This is a genomic window from Kosakonia sp. BYX6 (assembly GCF_038449125.1).
Taxonomy (GTDB): domain Bacteria; phylum Pseudomonadota; class Gammaproteobacteria; order Enterobacterales; family Enterobacteriaceae; genus Kosakonia; species Kosakonia calanthes.
The window spans coordinates 947886-967807 of the sequence record NZ_CP151800.1 but is presented as its reverse complement, the minus strand read 5'-3'; the positions used below and the strand labels follow the sequence as shown (position 1 = coordinate 967807).

14 protein-coding genes and 1 pseudogene are annotated in these 19922 nt (G+C 53.0%); 5 read left to right on the top strand and 10 right to left on the bottom strand.

Features of this window, described 5'->3' with window-relative positions; all coding sequences use genetic code 11:
- The first annotated feature begins 1 nt into the window (after position 1).
- Together AAEY27_RS04545 and AAEY27_RS04540 are read left to right on the top strand one after the other, a co-directional pair.
- Positions 2-1129: an ABC transporter ATP-binding protein gene (locus AAEY27_RS04545; protein WP_342323725.1), complete on the top strand. Its 1128-nt coding sequence runs from the start codon at positions 2-4 to the stop codon at positions 1127-1129.
- 140 nt (positions 1130-1269) lie between these two features.
- On the top strand, positions 1270-2559 hold the full coding sequence (locus AAEY27_RS04540) for an ABC transporter substrate-binding protein (protein WP_342323724.1): 1290 nt from the start codon (positions 1270-1272) through the stop codon (positions 2557-2559).
- Between the two features lie 105 nt (positions 2560-2664).
- Here the strand turns inward: AAEY27_RS04540 and araE are convergent, their stop codons facing one another.
- The 3 genes from araE to kduI form a co-directional block, all read right to left on the bottom strand.
- Complete coding sequence (gene araE, locus AAEY27_RS04535) at positions 2665-4083, bottom strand: arabinose-proton symporter AraE (protein ID WP_342323723.1); 1419 nt, start codon at positions 4081-4083, stop codon at positions 2665-2667.
- Between the two features lie 319 nt (positions 4084-4402).
- Positions 4403-5164: a 2-dehydro-3-deoxy-D-gluconate 5-dehydrogenase KduD gene (gene kduD / locus AAEY27_RS04530; protein ID WP_342323722.1), complete on the bottom strand. Its 762-nt coding sequence runs from the start codon at positions 5162-5164 to the stop codon at positions 4403-4405.
- A 60-nt stretch (positions 5165-5224) separates the two neighbouring features.
- Complete coding sequence (gene kduI / locus AAEY27_RS04525; RefSeq protein ID WP_342323721.1) at positions 5225-6061, bottom strand: 5-dehydro-4-deoxy-D-glucuronate isomerase; 837 nt, start codon at positions 6059-6061, stop codon at positions 5225-5227.
- A gap of 497 nt (positions 6062-6558) precedes the next feature.
- Here kduI and AAEY27_RS04520 point away from each other — a divergent pair, with 497 nt between their 5' ends.
- Positions 6559-7734, top strand: coding sequence for an oligogalacturonate lyase family protein (locus tag AAEY27_RS04520; protein WP_342323720.1), 1176 nt, complete (start codon positions 6559-6561; stop codon positions 7732-7734).
- A gap of 336 nt (positions 7735-8070) precedes the next feature.
- On the opposite strand, the gene AAEY27_RS04515 is transcribed toward AAEY27_RS04520, so the two are convergent.
- The 5 genes from AAEY27_RS04515 to AAEY27_RS04495 form a co-directional block, all read right to left on the bottom strand.
- Positions 8071-8751: an oligogalacturonate-specific porin KdgM family protein gene (locus AAEY27_RS04515; RefSeq protein ID WP_342323719.1), complete on the bottom strand. Its 681-nt coding sequence runs from the start codon at positions 8749-8751 to the stop codon at positions 8071-8073.
- A 480-nt stretch (positions 8752-9231) separates the two neighbouring features.
- Complete coding sequence (locus AAEY27_RS04510) at positions 9232-10413, bottom strand: acetyl-CoA C-acetyltransferase (protein ID WP_342323718.1); 1182 nt, start codon at positions 10411-10413, stop codon at positions 9232-9234.
- Positions 10414-10567: 154 nt separating this feature from the next.
- Positions 10568-11380, bottom strand: a complete 813-nt coding sequence (locus AAEY27_RS04505; RefSeq protein ID WP_342323717.1) for a MetQ/NlpA family ABC transporter substrate-binding protein — start codon at positions 11378-11380, stop codon at positions 10568-10570.
- 18 nt (positions 11381-11398) lie between these two features.
- Positions 11399-12067: a methionine ABC transporter permease gene (locus tag AAEY27_RS04500; RefSeq protein ID WP_342323716.1), complete on the bottom strand. Its 669-nt coding sequence runs from the start codon at positions 12065-12067 to the stop codon at positions 11399-11401.
- Entirely contained in the window at positions 12060-13082 is a 1023-nt protein-coding gene (locus tag AAEY27_RS04495) for a methionine ABC transporter ATP-binding protein (protein ID WP_342323715.1), read from the bottom strand. Before AAEY27_RS04495 ends, AAEY27_RS04500 begins: the two co-directional genes overlap by 8 nt.
- Positions 13083-13475: 393 nt before the next feature.
- On the opposite strand from AAEY27_RS04495, the pseudogene AAEY27_RS04490 reads away from it, so the two are divergent.
- Both AAEY27_RS04490 and AAEY27_RS04485 read left to right on the top strand, forming a co-directional pair.
- Positions 13476-14438 (top strand): annotated as a pseudogene (locus AAEY27_RS04490) (PLP-dependent cysteine synthase family protein); the annotation flags it as partial.
- 32 nt (positions 14439-14470) lie between these two features.
- Positions 14471-15613 (top strand): trans-sulfuration enzyme family protein, encoded by a 1143-nt coding sequence (locus AAEY27_RS04485; RefSeq protein WP_342323714.1) that lies wholly within the window; start codon positions 14471-14473, stop codon positions 15611-15613.
- Positions 15614-15727: 114 nt separating this feature from the next.
- On the opposite strand, the gene AAEY27_RS04480 is transcribed toward AAEY27_RS04485, so the two are convergent.
- Complete coding sequence (locus tag AAEY27_RS04480) at positions 15728-17065, bottom strand: GGDEF domain-containing protein (RefSeq protein ID WP_342323713.1); 1338 nt, start codon at positions 17063-17065, stop codon at positions 15728-15730.
- Positions 17066-17936: 871 nt separating this feature from the next.
- Positions 17937-19592, bottom strand: a complete 1656-nt coding sequence (locus AAEY27_RS04475) for a sensor domain-containing protein (RefSeq protein ID WP_342323712.1) — start codon at positions 19590-19592, stop codon at positions 17937-17939.
- Positions 19593-19922 lie beyond the last annotated feature (330 nt).

Below are 19922 nucleotides of genomic sequence, written 5' to 3'. Positions count from 1 at the left end.
CATGGCTGAAGTGATTTTCAACAAACTGGAAAAGGTGTACTCCAACGGCTTCAAAGCGGTACATGGTATCGACCTGAAAATTGCCGACGGCGAATTTATGGTGATCGTCGGCCCTTCTGGTTGCGCGAAATCCACCACCCTTCGCATGCTGGCAGGCCTGGAAACCATCAGCGGCGGCGAAGTGCGCATTGGCGAAAAGATTGTCAACAATCTTGCGCCGAAAGCGCGCGGCATCGCGATGGTGTTTCAGAACTACGCGCTTTATCCGCATATGACGGTGCGGGAAAACCTCGCCTTCGGCCTGAAGCTCAGCAAGCTGCCGAAAGATGAGATCACCAAACAGGTGGACGAAGCGGCAAAAATCCTCGAACTGGAAGAGTTAATGGACAGGCTGCCGCGCCAGCTTTCCGGCGGCCAGGCGCAGCGCGTGGCAGTAGGCCGTGCGATTGTGAAAAAACCGGATGTGTTCCTGTTCGACGAACCGCTTTCCAACCTGGATGCCAAACTGCGCGCCTCGATGCGCATCCGTATTTCCGACCTGCATAAGCAATTGAAGAAATCCGGCAAACCGGCCACCACGGTTTACGTTACCCACGATCAGACCGAAGCGATGACCATGGGCGACCGCATTTGCGTGATGAAGCTCGGCCATATCATGCAAGTGGATACGCCGGACAATCTCTACCACTTCCCGAAAAATATGTTCGTGGCGGGCTTTATCGGCGCGCCAGAAATGAACATCAAACCGGCGAAAATTGTGCAAAAAGACGAGCGTTTGCATATCACGCTCGGTCAGGAAACGCTGGCGCTGAATGCTCGCCAGCAAGAAAAAGTCGCGGATTACGCGGACAAAGAGGTGTTCTTTGGCGTGCGTCCGGAGTTTGTCTCCGTCGCTGATGAACCGTTTGGCGAAGATTGCGGCTCAGGCGAGCTGGTACGCGTAGAGAACATGGGTCACGAGTTCTTTATTTACCTGAAAGTCGCCGACTACGAGCTGACCGCCCGAATTCCTTCTGATGAAGCTAAGCCAATGATTGCAAAGGGGCTTCACCGGAAGGTGTATTTTAAGTTTGACATGAATAAGTGCCATATTTTTGACGCAAAAACTGAACAGAACATTTCCTTATAAATAAACAAAATAATTCGAGATGCGTCGAGGCGGCAAGTCGGTGTATCCCCAGGCGCTTACAAAAGTAAGTGACTGGGGTACGCAGACGCAGCCAACAAAGAGGCAGCTTGAAGAATGAAGTTTAAAACTGGAGTATAAAAATGAAAAAAGTGCTTATAGGCGCAGTCATCTCCGCAACTCTGGGCATGTGCGCTGTACCCGCAACCGCCGCTGATAATGTCGACCTGCGTATGTCCTGGTGGGGAGGCAACGGTCGTCATCAGGTGACATTAAAAGCGCTGGAAGAGTTTCACAAACAGCACCCGGATATTACCGTTAAATCGGAATACACCGGTTGGGACGGCCATCTTTCCCGTTTGACCACGCAAATCGCCGGCGGCACGGAACCGGACGTGATGCAGACCAACTGGAACTGGCTGCCGATTTTCTCCAAAACCGGTGAAGGTTTTTACGATCTCAACCAAGTAAAAGACATTATCGATTTAAGCCAGTTCGATGCCAAAGAGCTGCAATCCGTAACCGTTGACGGCAAGCTGAACGGCATCCCGATTTCAGTAACGGCGCGCGTTTTCTACTTTAACGATGAGCAGTGGAAAAAAGCCGGCGTCGCGTTCCCGAAAACCTGGGATGAGCTGTTCGCCGCGGGCAAAACCTTCGAGAGCAAACTCGGCAAGCAGTATTACCCGGTGGTGCTGGAGCACCAGGATACGCTGGCGCTGCTGAACTCGTACATGGTGCAGAAATACAATATTCCGGCTGTGGACGAGAAAGCGAAGAAGTTCAGCTACAGCAAAGAGCAGTGGGTGGAATTCTTCCAGATGTATAAAAAACTGGTCGATAGCCATGTGATGCCGGACGCAAAATATTACGCATCGTTCGGTAAGAGCAACATGTATGAGATGAAACCGTGGATCGAAGGTGAATGGGCCGGGACTTATATGTGGAACTCCACCATCACCAAATATTCCGACAACCTGAAGCCGCCAGCCAAACTGGTGCTGGGCGACTACCCGATGCTGCCAGACGCGAAAGACGCCGGGCTGTTCTTCAAACCGGCGCAAATGCTGTCGATTGGTAAATCCACCCAGCACCCGAAAGAAGCCGCGCAGGTGATTAACTTCCTGCTGAACAGCAAAGAGGGCGTGGAAACATTGGGTCTGGAGCGTGGCGTACCGCTGAGTAAAGCGGCGGTGCAAACGCTGACGGCGAGTGGCGCGATTAAAGAAGACGACCCGGCTGTTGCGGGTCTGCGCCTGGCGCAATCCCTGCCGGCGAAACTGTCGGTGTCGCCGTACTTTGACGATCCGCAGATTGTGGCGCAGTTCGGCACCGCGATTCAGTACATCGACTATGGTCAGAAAACCGTGGAAGAAACCGCGACGGATTTCCAGCGCCAGGCTGAGCGTATTTTGAAACGCGCAATGCGCTAATAATGTTCGTTTAAATTGCCGGATGGCGGCTGCTGCCTTATCCGGCCTACAAAAGGATATCAACCTGTAGGCCGGATAAGCGTTTACGCGCCATCCGGCAACTTATCAAACCCCAATATCCCGCAATTTCTCCCCTGCCATTAACCGACGTTCAATATGTTCCAGCGTGACGTTTTTCGTTTCCGGGATCAGCCAGAACGTCACACCGACAAACGCCAGGTTCAACGCCGTATAAAGCCAGAACGTGCCCGCCGCACCAATGGCGTCCAGCAAGGTCAGGAAGGTCGCGCCGATAATCATGTTCGACACCCAGTTGGTGGTGGTGGAACAGGTAATGCCAAAATCGCGGCATTTCAGCGGCTGGATCTCCGAGCACAAAATCCACACCACCGGCGCGGCGCTCATCGCGTAGCCCGCGATACAGATCATCGTCATGCCCACAGAAAGCCAGGACAAACCGTTCGAGGCGGTGCCGTTATCGAACTGCATCAGGCAGTAACCGAGGATCAACGTGCCAAGCGCCATCACGCTAAAACCGATTTTCAACGCCGGTTTGCGTCCGGCTTTATCCACCGTAAAAACGGCAATAAAGGTGGCGAACATAAAAGTCAAGCCGACGACTAACGTGGCGATCATCTGCTGTTCGGTGGTGGTAAACCCGGCCATTTTAAAAATGCGCGGCGCGTAATACATGATGATGTTCATCCCGGTAAACTGCTGCATCGCCTGCAACAACATGCCGAGGAACACGGCGCGGCGCACATTGCGGTTCGCTTTGAACAACTGAAAACCGCCCTGCTTGAGCTTCAGGCTTTCGCGGATTTCATTTAACTCTTCACGCGCTTTTTCCGAGGTATCACGCAGCATACGCAATACTTCTTCCGCTTCAATATGCCGCCCTTTTTGCGCCAGCCAGCGCGGGCTGTTGGGCAGGAACACCACCAGAATAATCAGCAACACCGCCGGTAGCGCCAGCACGCCGAGCATCGCCCGCCAGTTGCCAGAGTAGCTAAATGCCGTATCCGACAAAAACGCCAGCACAATCCCTAGCGTCACCATCAACTGGTACATGCTGATCATCTTGCCGCGCACGTTTTCACTCGCCATTTCAGAGAGATAAAGCGGCGCGGTATAAGACGCAATGCCAACCGCGACGCCAAGCAGTACGCGGGAAATCAGCAGCACTTCAATGCTTGCGGCAAACGCCGACCCCAGCGAACCGGCGACAAACAACACTGCACCGACCATCAGGCTATATTTGCGCCCAAGCCGGAAAGAGAGCCAGCCGTTGAACAACGCACCGAGCGCCGCGCCGAGCATCATGCTGCTCACAACCCACTCCTGCAAGCGGTTGCTTAAGGTGAAGTGATCGGTGATAAACGGCAGCGCACCGGCAATCACGCCGATGTCCAGACCAAACAGCAGGCCGGCGACGGCGGCTGAAACGGAGACAAACAGGTTCATGCGCCGGGTATCACGCAGCGCGCGCGGTAAAACTACAGAGTCATTACTGAGAGAAGCCATTTTTTTCCTGCCTGCACAGAATAAGACGTTATAAGAAAGTAAGTCAGCGGCGGGAATAAGAGTCAGGCAGGAAAACGCGAAGATATGGATAAATGAGCTATCGCATACTGTTTTGTGATGGAGTTTACAATTTTGAAAATAACGTTTAAGCCATAAACTATTTTTAATTCGCTTATTTTTAAGACTTTTTTAATTAAAGGCATGTAATTAAGACAAATGGATATGGATATTTCTATTAATCACATATGGACAAATAATATGCAGATATAAAAAAACCTGCACGCGGCAGGTTTTTTATTTCACGCAAAGTGAGAGCAAATTAACGCGCCAGCCAGCCACCGTCGACAGCAATGGTGTAACCGCTGATGTAATCGGACGCTTTTGACGCCAGGAACACCACCGGCCCCATCAGATCGCTTGGCAGACCCCAGCGGCCCGCCGGAATGCGGTCGAGGATCTCGGCGCTGCGTTGCTCATCGGCACGCAGTTGCTGGGTGTTGTTGGTCGCCATGTAGCCCGGCGCAATCGCGTTAACGTTGATATTGTGCTTCGCCCACTCGTTCGCCAGCAGACGGGTCACGCCCATCACGCCGCTCTTCGACGCGGTGTAAGACGGCACACGGATGCCTCCCTGGAAGGAGAGCATGGAAGCGATGTTGATGATTTTGCCGCCGTTACCCTGCGCGATAAAGTGTTTCGCCGCCGCCTGGGACATGAAGAACACGCTCTTGATGTTCAGGTTCATGACGTCATCCCAATCCTGCTCGCTGAAGTTGATCGCGTCTTCGCGGCGAATCAGACCCGCGTTGTTGACCAGAATATCGATCTTGCCGAATTCCGCGACTGCGCGCTCCAGCAGCGCCGGAATGCCATCGATCTTACGCAGATCGGCGGTCAGGCTAAGAAAACGACGGCCCAGCGCGGTAACGCGCTCGATAGTTTCCGTTGGTTCAACAATGTTGATACCAACGATGTCGCAGCCCGCTTCCGCCAACCCCAGCGCCATACCCTGGCCCAGACCGGTATCGCAACCGCTCACTACCGCAACTTTACCTTGAAGAGAAAATGCATCCAGAATCATGTTTGTTCCTTAATCTATCAGCGCCTGTACCGGACAGGCATCGTGTTGCGCTGCCCGTAATTAGCGCAGATCTTTTACCGCGACGTGGTCCATGTCATCAAAGACCTGGTTCTCGCCCACCATCCCCCAGATGAAAGTGTACGCACGCGTACCGACACCTGAATGGATTGACCAGCTTGGAGAAATGACAGCTTGTTCGTTATGCATCACCAGATGACGCGTTTCCTGCGGTTGGCCCATCATATGGAATACGCAGGCATCCTCTTCCATATTGAAGTAGAAGTAGACTTCCATGCGGCGTTCGTGGGTGTGGCACGGCATGGTGTTCCACAGATTGCCCGGCTCCAGCTCGGTCAGCCCCATGCTTAACTGGCAGGTTTCCAGCACGTCCGGCACGAAATATTTATTGATGGTGCGACGATTGCTGGTTAACGGGTCGCCAAGCGTGACAGGCGAGACATCCGCAGGCGTCACTTTTTTGGTCGGGAATGTCATGTGCGCCGGTGCGCAGTTGTAGTAAAACTTGGCCGGTTTGGCGCTGTCGACGCTGGCGAAAATCACCTCTTTCGCGCCCTTGCCGACATACAACGCATCGCGGTGGCCGATTTCGTAACATTGGCCGTTCACCGTAATGGTGCCCGGCCCGCCGATATTAATGACGCCCAGTTCGCGGCGTTCGAGGAAATAGGTCACGCCCAGTTGTTTGCCCACTTCACCGCCAACAGAAACGGTGTTTTTCACCGGCTTAATGCCGCCGATGATGATGCGGTCAATGTGGCTGTAAACCATGGTGTATTCGTCATCAACGAACACTTTTTCGACTAAAAACTCATTGCGCAGGCCCTGGGTGTCCAGTGTTTTTGCGTGCGCACTGTGGATGCTTTGTCTGACTTCCACAATAACCTCCGAAGTAAATTTTGACCGAAATGCCCTAAAACGAAGCGTAGAAACAGCGTTCCGTTTCTTGTATTAGTGCATCTTATCCCGGCTAAAACATGTTTTCAATCGTAAATAAAACAACGTTTCACTTTTTCTGTTACTTATTTTGAGATCTGCAAGAAGGATCACGATTGTTTGGCGTTGACAATATTGCCGGAAGAATTTCGCGAAGAGATTTGGTTTAAATTCAGCATAGCAAACAAGAAGTTAAGCGCGTCTTTGAGTTTTGACAGCCAAAGCGCAGTTTTCCTGTTTAAAATCAAAGGCCCCTCGCACAGCGCCGATGTTTTCACTGTTTTTGACGTTAGTCGTAACAATTTTCTTATAAAGTGCGTCAGCAATCACACATATTGAAACGACGTTTTGATAAATTGACACTCTATTTTTAAACTTAAATAAAAGTGTGGTCATCATTGGGACGTGACTTTCCCACCGGACCCCCAAAGGAGCGAGAAATGGCGAAAGGCATGCGGGTAAAACTCAATTATGACGTCAGCCGCGATCCGGATACCGGCGCGGAAATCACCCGCTTAACACCGCCGGAAGTGACCTGCCACCGGAACTACTTTTATCAAAAGTGCTTCTTTAATGATGGCAGCCATCTGTTATTTGCCGGGGAATTTGATGGCCACTGGAATTATTACCTGCTGGATATTGCCAACGCCGAAGCGGTGCAGTTAACCGAAGGCGCGGGGGATAACACGTTTGGCGGTTTTCTCTCGCCGGATGACAGCGCTTTATATTATGTGAAGAACGATCGCACCCTGCGCGAAGTGAATTTGCATACCCTTGCCGAGCGCGAAATTTACCGCGTGCCGGACGAATGGGTCGGTTACGGCACATGGGTGGCAAACAGCGATTGCAGTAAATTGGTCGGCATCGAAATTGCCGCCAGCGACTGGACGCCGCTGAACGACTGGCAACTGTTCCACGATTTCTTCCATAAAGGTCCCCATTGCCGCCTGTTGCGCGTGGATCTGCAAACGGGCGCAAGCCGCGTCGTTCATGAAGAGAAAATCTGGCTCGGCCACCCGATCTACCGCCCGTTTGATGACAATACCGTGGCGTTTTGCCATGAAGGCCCGCATGACCTGGTGGATGCGCGCATGTGGCTGGTGAACGAAGATGGCAGCAACGTGCGCAAAGTGAAAGATCACGCGGAAGGCGAAAGTTGTACGCACGAGTTCTGGGTACCGAACGGCTCCGCGCTGGTGTATGTCTCTTATCTTAAAGGTCACCAGGGTCGCGTGGTTTACAGCTTCAACCCAGAGACCAGGGTGAACGAAGCGATTATGCCGATACCGGCTTGTTCGCACTTGATGAGCAATTTCGACGGTACTTTGCTGGTCGGTGATGGTTCCGGCACGCCAGTGGATGTGAAAGATACCGGCGGCTACACCATTGATAACGATCCCTATTTGTATGTGTTCGACGTGGCGCAGAAAAACTATTTCCGCGTTGCGCGCCACGACACGTCCTGGGCGACATTCGCCAACAGCCGCCAGGTCACCCATCCGCACCCATCATTTACCCCCGATGACAGTGCGATTTTGTTTAGTTCGGATAAAGACGGCAAACCGGCCCTCTATATCGCGAAACTTCCCGAGCAACGAGTGATGTTGCAATCATGATTTGAGTTAGTGTTTCTGTAACTGGCCTTGCCCTCCCCTTGCGGAGGGCTTTTTTTATTTACCGGCATGATCACGTAGGCCGGATAAGGCGAAGCCGCCATCCGGCGAAATGCCCAATGATGCGATAATCGTCGGATGGCGCTGACGCTTATCCGACCTACAGGTCTGCGACGCGAATTATTTAGGGTAAAAGGTGATTGTGTTTGTAGGCCGGAAGCGCAAGCGCCATCCGGCAAAAATACCTGGTGATATGACGATCGCTGCGGCACGAAGTATGACGGGCATAAAATAACCCGGCCAAACTGCACCGGGTTCTTTTGAGGGTAATGCAGACAATCAGAAAGAATAGGCCACGCCCAGGCGGAAGCGAGTTTGACGTTCGTCGCTACCCGTTACACCCACGTTGCCGACTTCAACATACGGTGACCAGAACTGGTCGAGTTTATACGCCAGCTTGGCGTTATATTCGTTGGAATACGTTTTGTCGTTATCACGTAAAACGCCTTCGGTGCTTTTTGCGTAAACGTAATTCAGCTCAGCGCGGAAGTCGCCCATTGCCCAACCCACCCAGGTATCGAATTTATTGACTTTATTATCGACAGAGTTGGAATTCGGGTAGCGGGTGTATTCATAACGATAACGGCCAGCAATATAAATCCCGTTATCAAAGCTATATTGCACGTGAAGATACGGTTTATAGATGGAGTTGGAATCTTTACTTTCGATATTAAAGCCGGGGTTCAGTGCAAAATTCTTGGTCACTGCCCAACGGTAGTTAATCGATTCTTCGTGACCGTTACCAACAATTTCCGTTAAAGGTTTGTCGGCATCATCGCCACCAGATTTCCATTTAGCTTCAACACCGAAACCCACGCCATTCGCGAAACGGTGAGAAACCGCCACACGGTCGGCGTTGGAGCCGCTGTCGATGTATTCGTGACGCAAATCAACGGTAACCGCTTGTGAAGCGAAGGTCGCGCCAAGGAGTGAAGCAAGGGCCAGAGTTTTCTTAAACATGAGTCACCTCAATAATTAAAATTATGTTCCATTTTTATGGAATTCTATTTTATTTTTTTCGTAACTTTATTTTAGTGATCATGATCGTAAATATTTGTATGGAACGGAACTATGTCTAACGGCGTGATGAATATCAATAAAAAACCTGTTTAAGGCTTTAAAAAACAGATAAAGATCACACCCTATTTTTTATTAACTGAACTGTTACATATTGAAATACAAATAAAAAACACAAAGCAAAACATACTTATACATAAGCAATCCGCTAATAATAAGCAGGCTTATTTCTCACATTTCAAATTGTAACGGTGGCGATAATATGAATTTACAAAGCAAGGTAAGTATTTATGAATAAACCAGGAATATTATTAGCGGAAGACATTAAAGTTTTATTTTAATTGAAACAAAACCTGCGACGAATATCACAAACAATAAAGCCTTCCGGGAGGAAGGCTTTAATTAACGTAATGGAAGTCACCGTTAATCGCGCTCGATGGCTAATGCGACGCCCTGCCCCCCACCGATACATAACGTCGCCAGCCCTTTACGGGCATTGCGCTTTTGCATTTCATGCACCAGCGACACCAGAATCCGGCAGCCCGATGCGCCAATCGGGTGGCCGAGCGCAATCGCGCCGCCGTTGACGTTAACCCGCTTCTCATCCCATTCGAGGATTTTGCCCACCGACAGCGCCTGCGCGGCGTAGGCTTCATTGGCTTCAATCAGATCAACATCATTAAGCTGCCAGCCTGCGCGCTCCAGGCAACGGCGCATGGCATACACCGGCGCGATACCCATCAGCGCGGGATCGACTCCGACGCTGGCAAACGCGCGAATCCGCGCCAGCACCGGCAAGTTGAGTTCCTGCGCTTTGCCGGCGCTCATCATCAGCACTGCCGCCGCGCCATCATTCAATGGCGATGCGTTCCCGGCAGTGACCGAACCGCTTTGCTCAAACGACGGGGTGAGTTTCGCCAGCGCTTCAGCGCTTGCATCAGTACGCGGTTGCTCATCGGTATCGATAATGAACGCTGCGCCGTCCGCGCTCAGCGCGCTGACTGGCACAATCTCATCGCGAAAACGCCCGGAATCAATCGCGGCGCGGGCTTTGTGCTGGGAACTGAGCGCCCATTCATCCTGACGCTCGCGGCTGATGCCATATTCACGCGCCAGATTTTCCGCCGTCACGCCCATATGGTAATCGTTGAACGCGTCCCACAAACCGTCATGCACCAGACTGTCTATCAACTGGCTGTTGCCAAGTTGCGCGCCGGTACGGCTGTCGGTCAGCACATGCGGCGCGCGGCTCATGTTTTCCTGCCCGCCAGCAATCACCACATCCGCCTCGCCGCACTGAATGGCCTGCGAGGCCAAATGCAGCGCCTTTAAGCCGGAACCGCAAACGTCGTTGATGGTAATAGCGGAAACCGTGTTCGGCAGGCCGCCTTTGATGGCAGACTGGCGCGCAGGATTTTGCCCGGCGCCTGCGGTCAGCACCTGGCCTAAAATTACTTCATCGATTTCTTGCGGCTGCACGCCGCTGCGTTCGATTAACGCCCGCACGACTTCGCTGCCCAGCTCGACCGCCGAGTGGCGCGACAGTGCTCCCTGAAAACAGCCGATCGGCGTGCGAACCGCGCCCACAATCACGACATCTTTCATCTCTACCCCCGGTGGCTAAACCCGGCAATAGTAGAGCATTGTTAAAAAGTGTTAACGCAGATGTTTAAAATTGGTGAGTTCAATCACAACGAAAAGTGCGAAGCAGAAAAGCGGGAAAAACATGCGCGGCCAGGGCGACCGCGCATCGGGTAACTTAGTTGTTTACCGGGATCACCGCGCCTTTATATTTGGTGCGGATCCACTCCTGAATCTCTTTCGAGTGCAGCACGTTCACCAGCGCAACGATATCTTTTTTCTTCTCGTCGCCACGGTGCACGGTAATGATGTTGGCATACGGGTTGTTTTCACCGCTCTCAACGGCGATCGGATCGTGTACCGGATCGAGGCCTGCATCAATCGCGTAGTTGGCGTTGATCACTACCGCGTCACCTTCATCGTTGTTGTACATCTGCGGCAGCAGCGCAGCTTCAACGTTCGGCAGGAAGACCAGTTTTTTCGGGTTCTCAACAATATCGTCGATACGCGCGGTTACTTTGTCGATGCCCGGTTTCAGCTTGATCACGCCCTCTTTCTCAAAGATAGAGAGGATACGGCCTTCTTCGGAAACCGCGTCACGCATGATGATTTTGCCGCCCTGCGGCAAGTCTTTCAGGGATTTGTATTTTTTAGAGTAAATACCAATCGGCTCGATATGGATCGCGCCCGCGCTGACGAAATCATAGGTTTTGTCGCCCGCGTGATCTTTCAGCACGCTGTTCAGGTACGGAATGTGCTGGAAGTAGTTGGCATCCAGTTCACGGCTGGCCAGCGCGGTGTTCGGCAGAATGTAATCCTGGAACGGTTTGATCTCGAGATCGATGCCCTGCTTCGCCAGAATTGGTTTCGCCTGCTCAAGAATTTCAGCGTGCGGAACGTTGGACGCGCCCACGGTCAGCGTATCGGCCCAGGAAGAGAAGCTCAGCACGCTGAGGGTCGCTGCGGCAATCAGTGTCAGTGTTTTTTTCATGATGTGGGTTTCCAATAATTATCGTTTATCTAACAGTGAAGTAATCACGTCGCCGCAGAACTGGATGATGAAGACGATGATAAGAATGGTCACCGTCGCCACCAGCGTGACGTCGTTGTGGTTCCGCTGGAATCCTTCCAGATAAGCAAGATTGCCCAACCCGCCCGCGCCGATAACCCCGGCCATGGCGCTGTAGCTCACCAGCGCAATCAGCGTCACGGTAATACCGGACACCAGCGCCGGTGATGATTCAGGCAGTAACACCCGAAATACCAGCGTGCTCAAGCGAGCGCCCATCGAACGCGTCGCCTCAATCACCCCTTTGTCCACTTCGCGCAGTGCAATCTCCACCAGGCGAGCGTAAAACGGTGCCGCACCGACAATCAGCGCCGGCAGCGCCGCGTTCGCGCCAAGAATCGAGCCGACAATGGCTTTCGTGAACGGGATTAACAGCACAATCAAAATGATGAACGGAATGGAGCGGAACACGTTCACCACAATCGAAATGACGCTATACAGCGTGCGATTCTGGAACAGCCCGCCACGCGCCGTAAGAAACAGCGCCAGGCCGAGCAAAATCCCCAGCACAAAGGTCGCCGCGCCGGACAACGCTGTCATATATAACGTCTCTTGCGTTGCCGCCCAAAGTTGTTCCCATTTCAGGTGCGGGAAAAAGGATTCAGCCATGTGTTACGACCTCGCTTTCAATATCGGTCTTGCCTAAATCGGCGAGGATATTGTTCAGTTGTTCCGGGGTCGCCACCACGTGCACCCATAATTGTCCAAATACCCCGTGCGCCGTTTGCGACATTTTGCCGTGCAGAATATTGAACGGCAGGCCGTAGCGCAGGGTCAGTTCGCCGACGATCGGCTGGTGCGTGCTGTGCCCGGTAAAGGTCAGCTTGATAACGGCGCCGCCCAGCTCACTGTTTAACTCCGGGTTAAACGCCTCTTCTTCTTTATACTGGCTCACCTGGCGCACAAACTGCTGCGTGATCGGCTGCTGCGGATGGGTAAAGACGTTCAGCACATCGCCCTCTTCCACCACTTTGCCGTTTTCCATCACCGCCACGCGGTCACAAATTTTGCGCACCACATGCATTTCATGGGTGATCAGCACGATGGTCAGTTTGAAACGGCGGTTAATATCGAGCAGTAAATCGAGGATCTGGTCGGTAGTTTGCGGATCAAGTGCCGATGTCGCTTCATCGCACAGCAGCACATCCGGGTTATTCGCCAGCGCGCGGGCAATGCCGACACGCTGTTTTTGGCCACCGCTCAGTTGCGACGGATAAGCGTTTTCACGGCCTTTCAGCCCCACCAGTTCAATCAGTTCCGCCACGCGAGCGGCGATTTTCGCTTTGGGCGCACCGGCAATTTGCATCGAAAAGGCGATGTTTTCGCTCACCGTGCGCGACCACAATAAGTTGAAGTGCTGGAAAACCATACTGATTTTCAGGCGTGCCTGGCGCAGCGCTTCGCCTTTCGCGGCGGCAATGTCCTGGCCATTGATCACTACGGTGCCGGACGTCGGTTTTTCCAGCCCATTCAGCAAGCGGATCAGCGTACTTTTTCCGGCGCCGCTGTAGCCAATAATTCCGTAAATTTGCCCCTGCTCAACCGTCAGATTGACGCTGTCGACGGCGGTAATCGATGCCTTTCCCTGGTCGAAAATCTTGGAAATATTCCTAAGGACGATCATTCGTTGGTGTTTCCGTTTGGCGGTTTAGCAGTATGGATGTCCGGACGATAATAATCAGCTTCAGTGATAATTCAAATAACCAAATAGACATTGCTTATAACATTTTTGACTAATCAAGCCGGAATGCGGCTTCAAGTGATTAGGATTTATTTGAAGATGCATTGCCAAAAAACGCATAACTGCGGCGAATGCGCCGATAAAAATGCATAAAATCAGCGCAAAATGGCAGTTTTTGGCTGTTTACACATCCGGACGACTAAATGGCTCGCCTTCCTGATGGCTAAATAGAGCTTTATATTTCAGTTCGTTATAAACACAGCACAAAGGATCTTTAAAAGCGCAAATCGGCAGACCTATCATCCACTCACTACTCTGGTGACGGATAAATACCTTATGTCAGTCTTTCATTCAGTAACCGAATTGATCGGCAATACGCCGCTGCTGCAGTTACACAAACTGGACAGCGGGCCGTGTGAATTATTTCTCAAGCTAGAAAACCAAAACCCCGGCGGCTCGATAAAAGACCGCGTGGCGCTGTCGATGGTTAGCGAAGCCGAACGGCTCGGACAGCTGGCTCCCGGCGGCACCATTATTGAAGCCACGGCGGGCAACACAGGGTTGGGGCTGGCGCTGATCGCCGCACAAAAAGGGTACTCGCTGGTGCTGGTGGTACCGGACAAAATGAGCCGCGAGAAGATTTTCCACCTGCGGGCGCTGGGCGCGAAAGTGGTGCTCACCCGCTCCGACGTCAACAAAGGCCACCCGGATTATTATCAGGATGTCGCCCGTCGGCTGGCGCAGGAAATGCCGGGCGCGTTCTATATTGACCAGTTCAATAACGAAGCCAACCCACTGGCGCACTTCACGACGACTGCGCCGGAACTCTTCGCGCAACTGGATAAGAAAATCGATGCCATCGTCGTTGGCGTCGGTTCCGGCGGCACACTCGGCGGGCTGCAAGCCTGGTTTGCCGAACACGCCCCGCACACCGAATTTGTGCTGGCCGATCCGGCGGGTTCTATCCTCGCCGATCAGGTGGAAACTGGCAGCTACGGCGAACCGGGTTCCTGGCGGGTCGAAGGCATTGGCGAAGATTTTATCCCGCCGCTGGCACACATCGACGGCGTCACGAAAGCGTTTCGCGTCACCGACAAAGAGGCGTTTGCCACCGCCCGCCTGCTGCTGCAACGAGAGGGCATTCTGGCAGGCTCGTCAACCGGCACGCTGCTGTGCGCCGCACTGCGCTACTGCCAGTCACAAACCACACCGAAACGGGTCGCCACCTTCGCCTGCGACACCGGCAACAAATACCTGTCGAAAATGTTTAACGATGACTGGCTGCGCGAGCAAGGCCTGGCGTAATCGTCCCGAACAATAAGGAAAACAGCATGAAAACCCTGGCAACGCAGAGCGTCCACAGCGGCGCGTTCACGGATCAACACGGCGCGGTGATGCCGCCGATTTACGCCACCTCTACCTTCGCGCAACCGGCACCGGGCCAGCACACCGGGTATGAATACTCGCGCAGCGGCAACCCGACGCGCCACGCACTGGAAACGGCAATCGCCGAACTGGAAGGCGGCACGCGTGGTTACGCCTTTGCCTCTGGTCTGGCGGGCATCGCCACGGTGCTCGAACTGCTTGATAAAGAGAGCCACTTAGTCGCCATCGATGATGTGTATGGCGGCACCTATCGCCTGATCGAAAACGTGCGCCGCCGCACTGCGGGGTTACAGGTGAGTTGGGTGAAGCCGGACGATCTCGCCGGGCTGGAAGCCGCGATTCGCCCGCAAACGCGGATGATTTGGGTAGAAACGCCCACCAACCCGCTGCTAAAACTGGCGGATCTGGAAGCAATTGCCGCCATCGCCAAACGCCACAATGTGCTGAGCGTGGCGGACAACACTTTCGCCTCGCCGATTATCCATCGCCCGCTGGAGCTGGGTTTCGATATCGTGGTGCACTCCGCCACCAAATACCTGAACGGCCATTCCGATGTGGTGGCCGGTCTGGCGGTGGTCGGCGATAACCCACCGCTTGCCGAGAAACTCGCGTATCTGCACAACGCGGTCGGTGGCGTGCTCGATCCGTTCAGCAGCTTTCTGACCTTGCGCGGTATTCGCACGCTGTCGCTGCGCATGGAACGCCACAGCAGCAATGCGCTGGCGCTGGCCCGCTGGCTGGAGCAGCAGCCGCAGGTGGAAAAAGTGTGGTTTCCGTGGCTGGAGTCGCACCCGCATTACCAGCTGGCGCGCAAACAGATGGCGCTGCCGGGCGGCATGATTTCGGTGGTGGTGAAAGGTGATGACCTGCGCGCGACGGAGATCATCAATAAGCTGAAACTGTTTACGCTGGCGGAAAGCCTCGGCGGTGTGGAAAGCCTCGTTAGCCAGCCGTTCAGCATGACGCACGCCTCAATTCCGCTGGAACAGCGGCTGGCGAACGGCATTACCCCACAGTTGATTCGCCTGTCGGTCGGTATTGAAGATGAGAAAGATTTAATTGCCGACTGGCGGCACGCGCTGGCCTAAACCCGCCCGGCATGCTGGCTCCCGTTTCGCACTGCCCGTAAATCGAAAAGGCGTCAGTATGCCATTCGCATGACTTCGTGACTTATCGCCGAAACGTTGCACAGCCACGCAAGATTAGGGCGTCGATTCCGTAGAGGCGTGACCATCGCGCGCGGAGACAACCTGGTTGCGCCCCTGCTTTTTCGCGGCGTAGAGCGCGGTATCTGCCCGGTGAATCAAACCGCTGGCAATCATATGTAGCGGTTTCTCTTCAAACCGCAACTGCCCGTGTTGCAATGTCGCCACGCCAATACTGATGGTTAAGAACCCCGTCGGGCTGGCGGAGTGCGGCCGTTTCAGCGCGCTGATATCATTGCGCACGCCTTCGGCGACATTCATCGCCTGCGCCAGGTTCGCGCCCGGCAAAATAATCAAAAACTCTTCGCCGCCGTAACGGCTGACATTATCGCTGCTGCGCAGGCGCGCGGAAGTGAGCGTGCGGGCGACAAGGCGCAAGCAGTCATCCCCGGCCTGGTGGCCCTGGGTATCGTTGTAATGTTTGAAGTAGTCGATGTCGGCCAGGCAGACCGACAGCGGGAAATCATCCTGCAAGGCGCGGGCAATTTCATTGAGCAACCGCTCATCCATATAACGGCGGTTGAACAAGCCGGTCAGATGATCGTGCTGCGCGTACTGTTGCAGCACTTTGTTGGCGCTCGCCAGTTTGTGCTCCGCCTGGCGACGCTCGGTGATGTCCACCCATGTCACTGACAGACCGATGACCCCATCCATCGCATCGCGCACCGGCACGGATTGAATATCGTAACAGCGGTCGCGCCAGCCAAGCTCGCGCGATGGCAGTTCTTCATTGCTTTCCGCCAGCGCGAAATCGGTGAGGAAAAAGGGCCAGTAATCGGGGATTAACTGCTGAAAACGCCGCTCGGTTTCCAGCGGCGCGTTGTCGCCCAGCAATTTCGCCATCGCTTTGTTGAACATCACCAGCCGCCCTTCCCTGTCGATCATGCACAGCGCCACCGGCGTGGTTTCGTAGATGGTTTCCAGTTGCAGGACGCGCTCGCCCAGATTGGAGATATTCCTGTCGATGCCGCGATAACCGCGCAGCTCGCCGTGTTCGTCAAACAGTGGAATGCCGCTGGTTTCCAGCACCACAATGCTGCCATCGGCACGCTGATTGCGATTCACCAGCCCAGAAAAGGCGCGCTTTTCCGTGACGATGGCACCGAAGGCGCACGCCACGCGCTCGGCTTCGCCGGGCGGCATAAAATCGAAAGGCGTTTTACCAATGACCTCTTCCGGCGGTACGCCGAGTAATTCCGTTACCACATCCGACGACCAGGTATAACGCCCCTGCGCGTCGACTTCCCATACCCAATCTGAATTATTATGCAGTAATTCAAAGAGATGCCTGGCATCTTCATCATGGTGATCGTGCCGTTTTTTTTCATTATTCATGATATCTGTTCCGCATGACCCGCTATGCGCTAAACAACTGCCTGGTAAGGGTGGTGAAGGCGCGAACTATTCACCACAAATATACTTAACCGTGATACTTACGCTGCACGCTAACTCTGTGAAAGTGAATCAGATTTACACCCAATTTGTACGTGCATATTGAGTGACTCCCGATCCTGCGGGTCCATTGCGGCCGTGCATACGCCTTCATCTATCACGAGTGGTAATAATAGCCTGACCACACAATATTGCGTCAGGCTTTTTCGTTGTCGATGTGTTACAGACAAATCATCCCCTCGATGACCACTATTTATTTATTAACCGCCGGCAGTTGCTTGTTAATTATAGAGAGCGACTATCTTAATAAATTAATCATCCCAAAGGCAAATTTACGCGTGGATTTTTAATATATTCCGGGTAAGATAATTTTCATCGCAGGTTATCGCTCGCATATCATCTATTATTTCCGAGCGGCATAACTATATATTTACGCGAATTAATTAATATTATCTATAAAAGAAAGTAAAGCTAACCGGGTTCATAACGGTTGGCTACACCATCGCTGAACCCCTTCACAAACGCCCGTACCGCAAGGCGTGACAGGTTTTTATTATCGACACTGGGTAATATAAAAATATGAACATAGACCACAGCAAAAATAAAACCACCAGTACCAACCCGGCCCGACAAGCGCACCGTCAAATGTCCTGGGGAATGCTATTTTTCTGCTTATTTCTGGTGATATTAAAATTCTTCGGATGAAGCGGCGGGGAAATTCGAATTAATAGAAGAAATGAGAAATAGCCCCCCAATAAATGGGGGGTATTCCGGCCCGAATACCCTTTCAGGCTGGGCAACTTAGCGCGCAAACTCAATCATAATTCAGTGCCGGATGCGCCCGGCTTTGCAACCACCCCGCCAGTGCCGATGCGTTTAACGCGCGGGAGTAAAGATACCCCTGCGCAATATCGCATTGCAGGTCGCGCAGTTGATTACGCTGCTGCTCGGTTTCCACCCCTTCGGCAACCACCGTCTGGTGCAGGCTTTGGCCGATTTTCACCACCGTAGTGGCGATGGCTTTCATTTTGCTGCCTTCGCTCAGATCGCGCATAAAGCTCTGGTCGATTTTCAACTCGGTCATCGGCAAATGCGCCAGGCGCGACAAGCACGAGAAACCGGTGCCGAAATCATCCATCGACAAACCAACTCCCAGTTCACGTACCGCGCAAATCACTTCCATGGTTTCCGGGCGTTTATCCATCATCACCCCTTCGGTGATCTCAATGGTCAAACTGCTCGCCGGAATACGGTACTGACGCAGCAGGTAGGAGATGTAGCTCGGCAGGCTGCTGTTATAGAAGTTAATCGGTGACAAGTTGACCGACACCACCGGCACATGGATGCCGTTATGGCGCCATTCCGCCATCTGGCGGCAAGCTTCATGGAGTGTCCAGCGGCCAATGGCCTCAATCTCGCCGGTCTCTTCGGCCAGAGCGATAAATTTTCCTGGGGGAATATCGCCCAATACCGGGTCGGTCCAGCGCGCCAGCGCCTCCACACCATAAAGCTCGCCATTCTTCAGCCATATTTGCGGTTGATAATGCAAATGCAGCAAATTGCTGGCGATGGCGAGCTTCAACGCCGCCGCCAGTTTTAAGCGTTCCTGATCAACCTGGTTCATCTCCGGGCTGAAAAACAGGTAACCGCCGGACGCCGCCGCTTTCGCCAGATGCGAAGCGTGGTTGGCATGTTTCAGCAACCCGTCGCGCGAAACGCCGTGATCCGGGAATAAGCTGATGCCGGTACTGACCGTGACATTCAGCGCCAGGTCGGCAACGTTAAACGGCATGCGAAACAGCGCCTGAATCTTCTGCGCGATGCTGGTGGCGCGGGTGTCATCGCAATCGGGGATCACCAACACAAAGGCATCGCTATCGGCGTGGCTGACAAAGCCCTGCCGCGAAAACTCGCTGGTCAGACGCTGGGCGATGGCCGCCAGCACGCTGTCCCCGGCGGCATAGCCGAGGGCATCGTTAACGTCTTTAAAATGGTCGAGATCGAGGAAGAAAAACGCCGCGCGCGGGTTATCGCCGCTGGCCATCATCTGATCGATAAACTGATGTAGCGCGCTGCGGTTAGGCAGCCCGGTCAGGCTATCAAAGGTCGAAAGTTTGGTGATGCGCTCTTGATCGATATGCACCACGATCCGGCAAGGTGAACCGCCCGCCGCCGTCTCTTCATAATTGATTGTCGCGGCCAGTGAGGTCTCTTCACCGGTGGCGGAAATCACCGTCAGCGCCTGTTCGCTGTGCGCATCGCCGGGTTGCACATCAATTGAGGTGAACAACGGAATGGCTGACGCTTTACAACCGAGAACCGAAATCCGGGGATAGCCCCATAATTTCTCCGCCGCGCGATTAAAGAAAAACACGGTTTCTGCACTATCCAACAGCACGACAGCATCGTGAACATTCTCGAGTGCGGCCAGCATATTCTCAGAGCCGAAAATATCATTTTCAGAATGCATAATCTTTTTTCTTAAAGAAGGATTCGGCGACATCCTAATTGAAAGTATTAACCGGTTCAATATTAGGTTAATAGCCAGGTGAATTTATAGAGAGATTCAATATATACGTTTTCATTTATCGTTAAACAAACAAAAAAGCGTGCCGATAAATTAAAAATGGTCGAAAAGTGAAGAATTATGGACAGACTATGAAGATTTTGATCGCATATATTTATTAATAAAAAGTCTGACGTAAAGTTTGCAGATAATTTTTTCTTCTTCTATCCGCGCCACACCGCGCAATGACCGGGTTTAACTCGGTTCTCAGTTATAAATAAACCCCGCATTTAT

What these genes read in the sequence shown, in the direction of transcription:
- AAEY27_RS04485 (WP_342323714.1), top strand. Translation starts at nt 14,471, where the DNA reads ATGAAAACCCTGGCAACGCAGAGCGTCCACAGCGGCGCGTTCACGGAT.
- kduD (WP_342323722.1), bottom strand. Translation starts at nt 5,164, where the DNA reads ATGATTCTGGATGCATTTTCTCTTCAAGGTAAAGTTGCGGTAGTGAGC.
- AAEY27_RS04505 (WP_342323717.1), bottom strand. Translation starts at nt 11,380, where the DNA reads ATGAAAAAAACACTGACACTGATTGCCGCAGCGACCCTCAGCGTGCTG.
- AAEY27_RS04510 (WP_342323718.1), bottom strand. Translation starts at nt 10,413, where the DNA reads ATGAAAGATGTCGTGATTGTGGGCGCGGTTCGCACGCCGATCGGCTGT.
- AAEY27_RS04540 (WP_342323724.1), top strand. Translation starts at nt 1,270, where the DNA reads ATGAAAAAAGTGCTTATAGGCGCAGTCATCTCCGCAACTCTGGGCATG.
- AAEY27_RS04475 (WP_342323712.1), bottom strand. Translation starts at nt 19,592, where the DNA reads ATGCATTCTGAAAATGATATTTTCGGCTCTGAGAATATGCTGGCCGCA.
- araE (WP_342323723.1), bottom strand. Translation starts at nt 4,083, where the DNA reads ATGGCTTCTCTCAGTAATGACTCTGTAGTTTTACCGCGCGCGCTGCGT.
- AAEY27_RS04515 (WP_342323719.1), bottom strand. Translation starts at nt 8,751, where the DNA reads ATGTTTAAGAAAACTCTGGCCCTTGCTTCACTCCTTGGCGCGACCTTC.
- AAEY27_RS04500 (WP_342323716.1), bottom strand. Translation starts at nt 12,067, where the DNA reads ATGGCTGAATCCTTTTTCCCGCACCTGAAATGGGAACAACTTTGGGCG.
- AAEY27_RS04495 (WP_342323715.1), bottom strand. Translation starts at nt 13,082, where the DNA reads ATGATCGTCCTTAGGAATATTTCCAAGATTTTCGACCAGGGAAAGGCA.
- AAEY27_RS04480 (WP_342323713.1), bottom strand. Translation starts at nt 17,065, where the DNA reads ATGAATAATGAAAAAAAACGGCACGATCACCATGATGAAGATGCCAGG.
- AAEY27_RS04520 (WP_342323720.1), top strand. Translation starts at nt 6,559, where the DNA reads ATGGCGAAAGGCATGCGGGTAAAACTCAATTATGACGTCAGCCGCGAT.
- AAEY27_RS04545 (WP_342323725.1), top strand. Translation starts at nt 2, where the DNA reads ATGGCTGAAGTGATTTTCAACAAACTGGAAAAGGTGTACTCCAACGGC.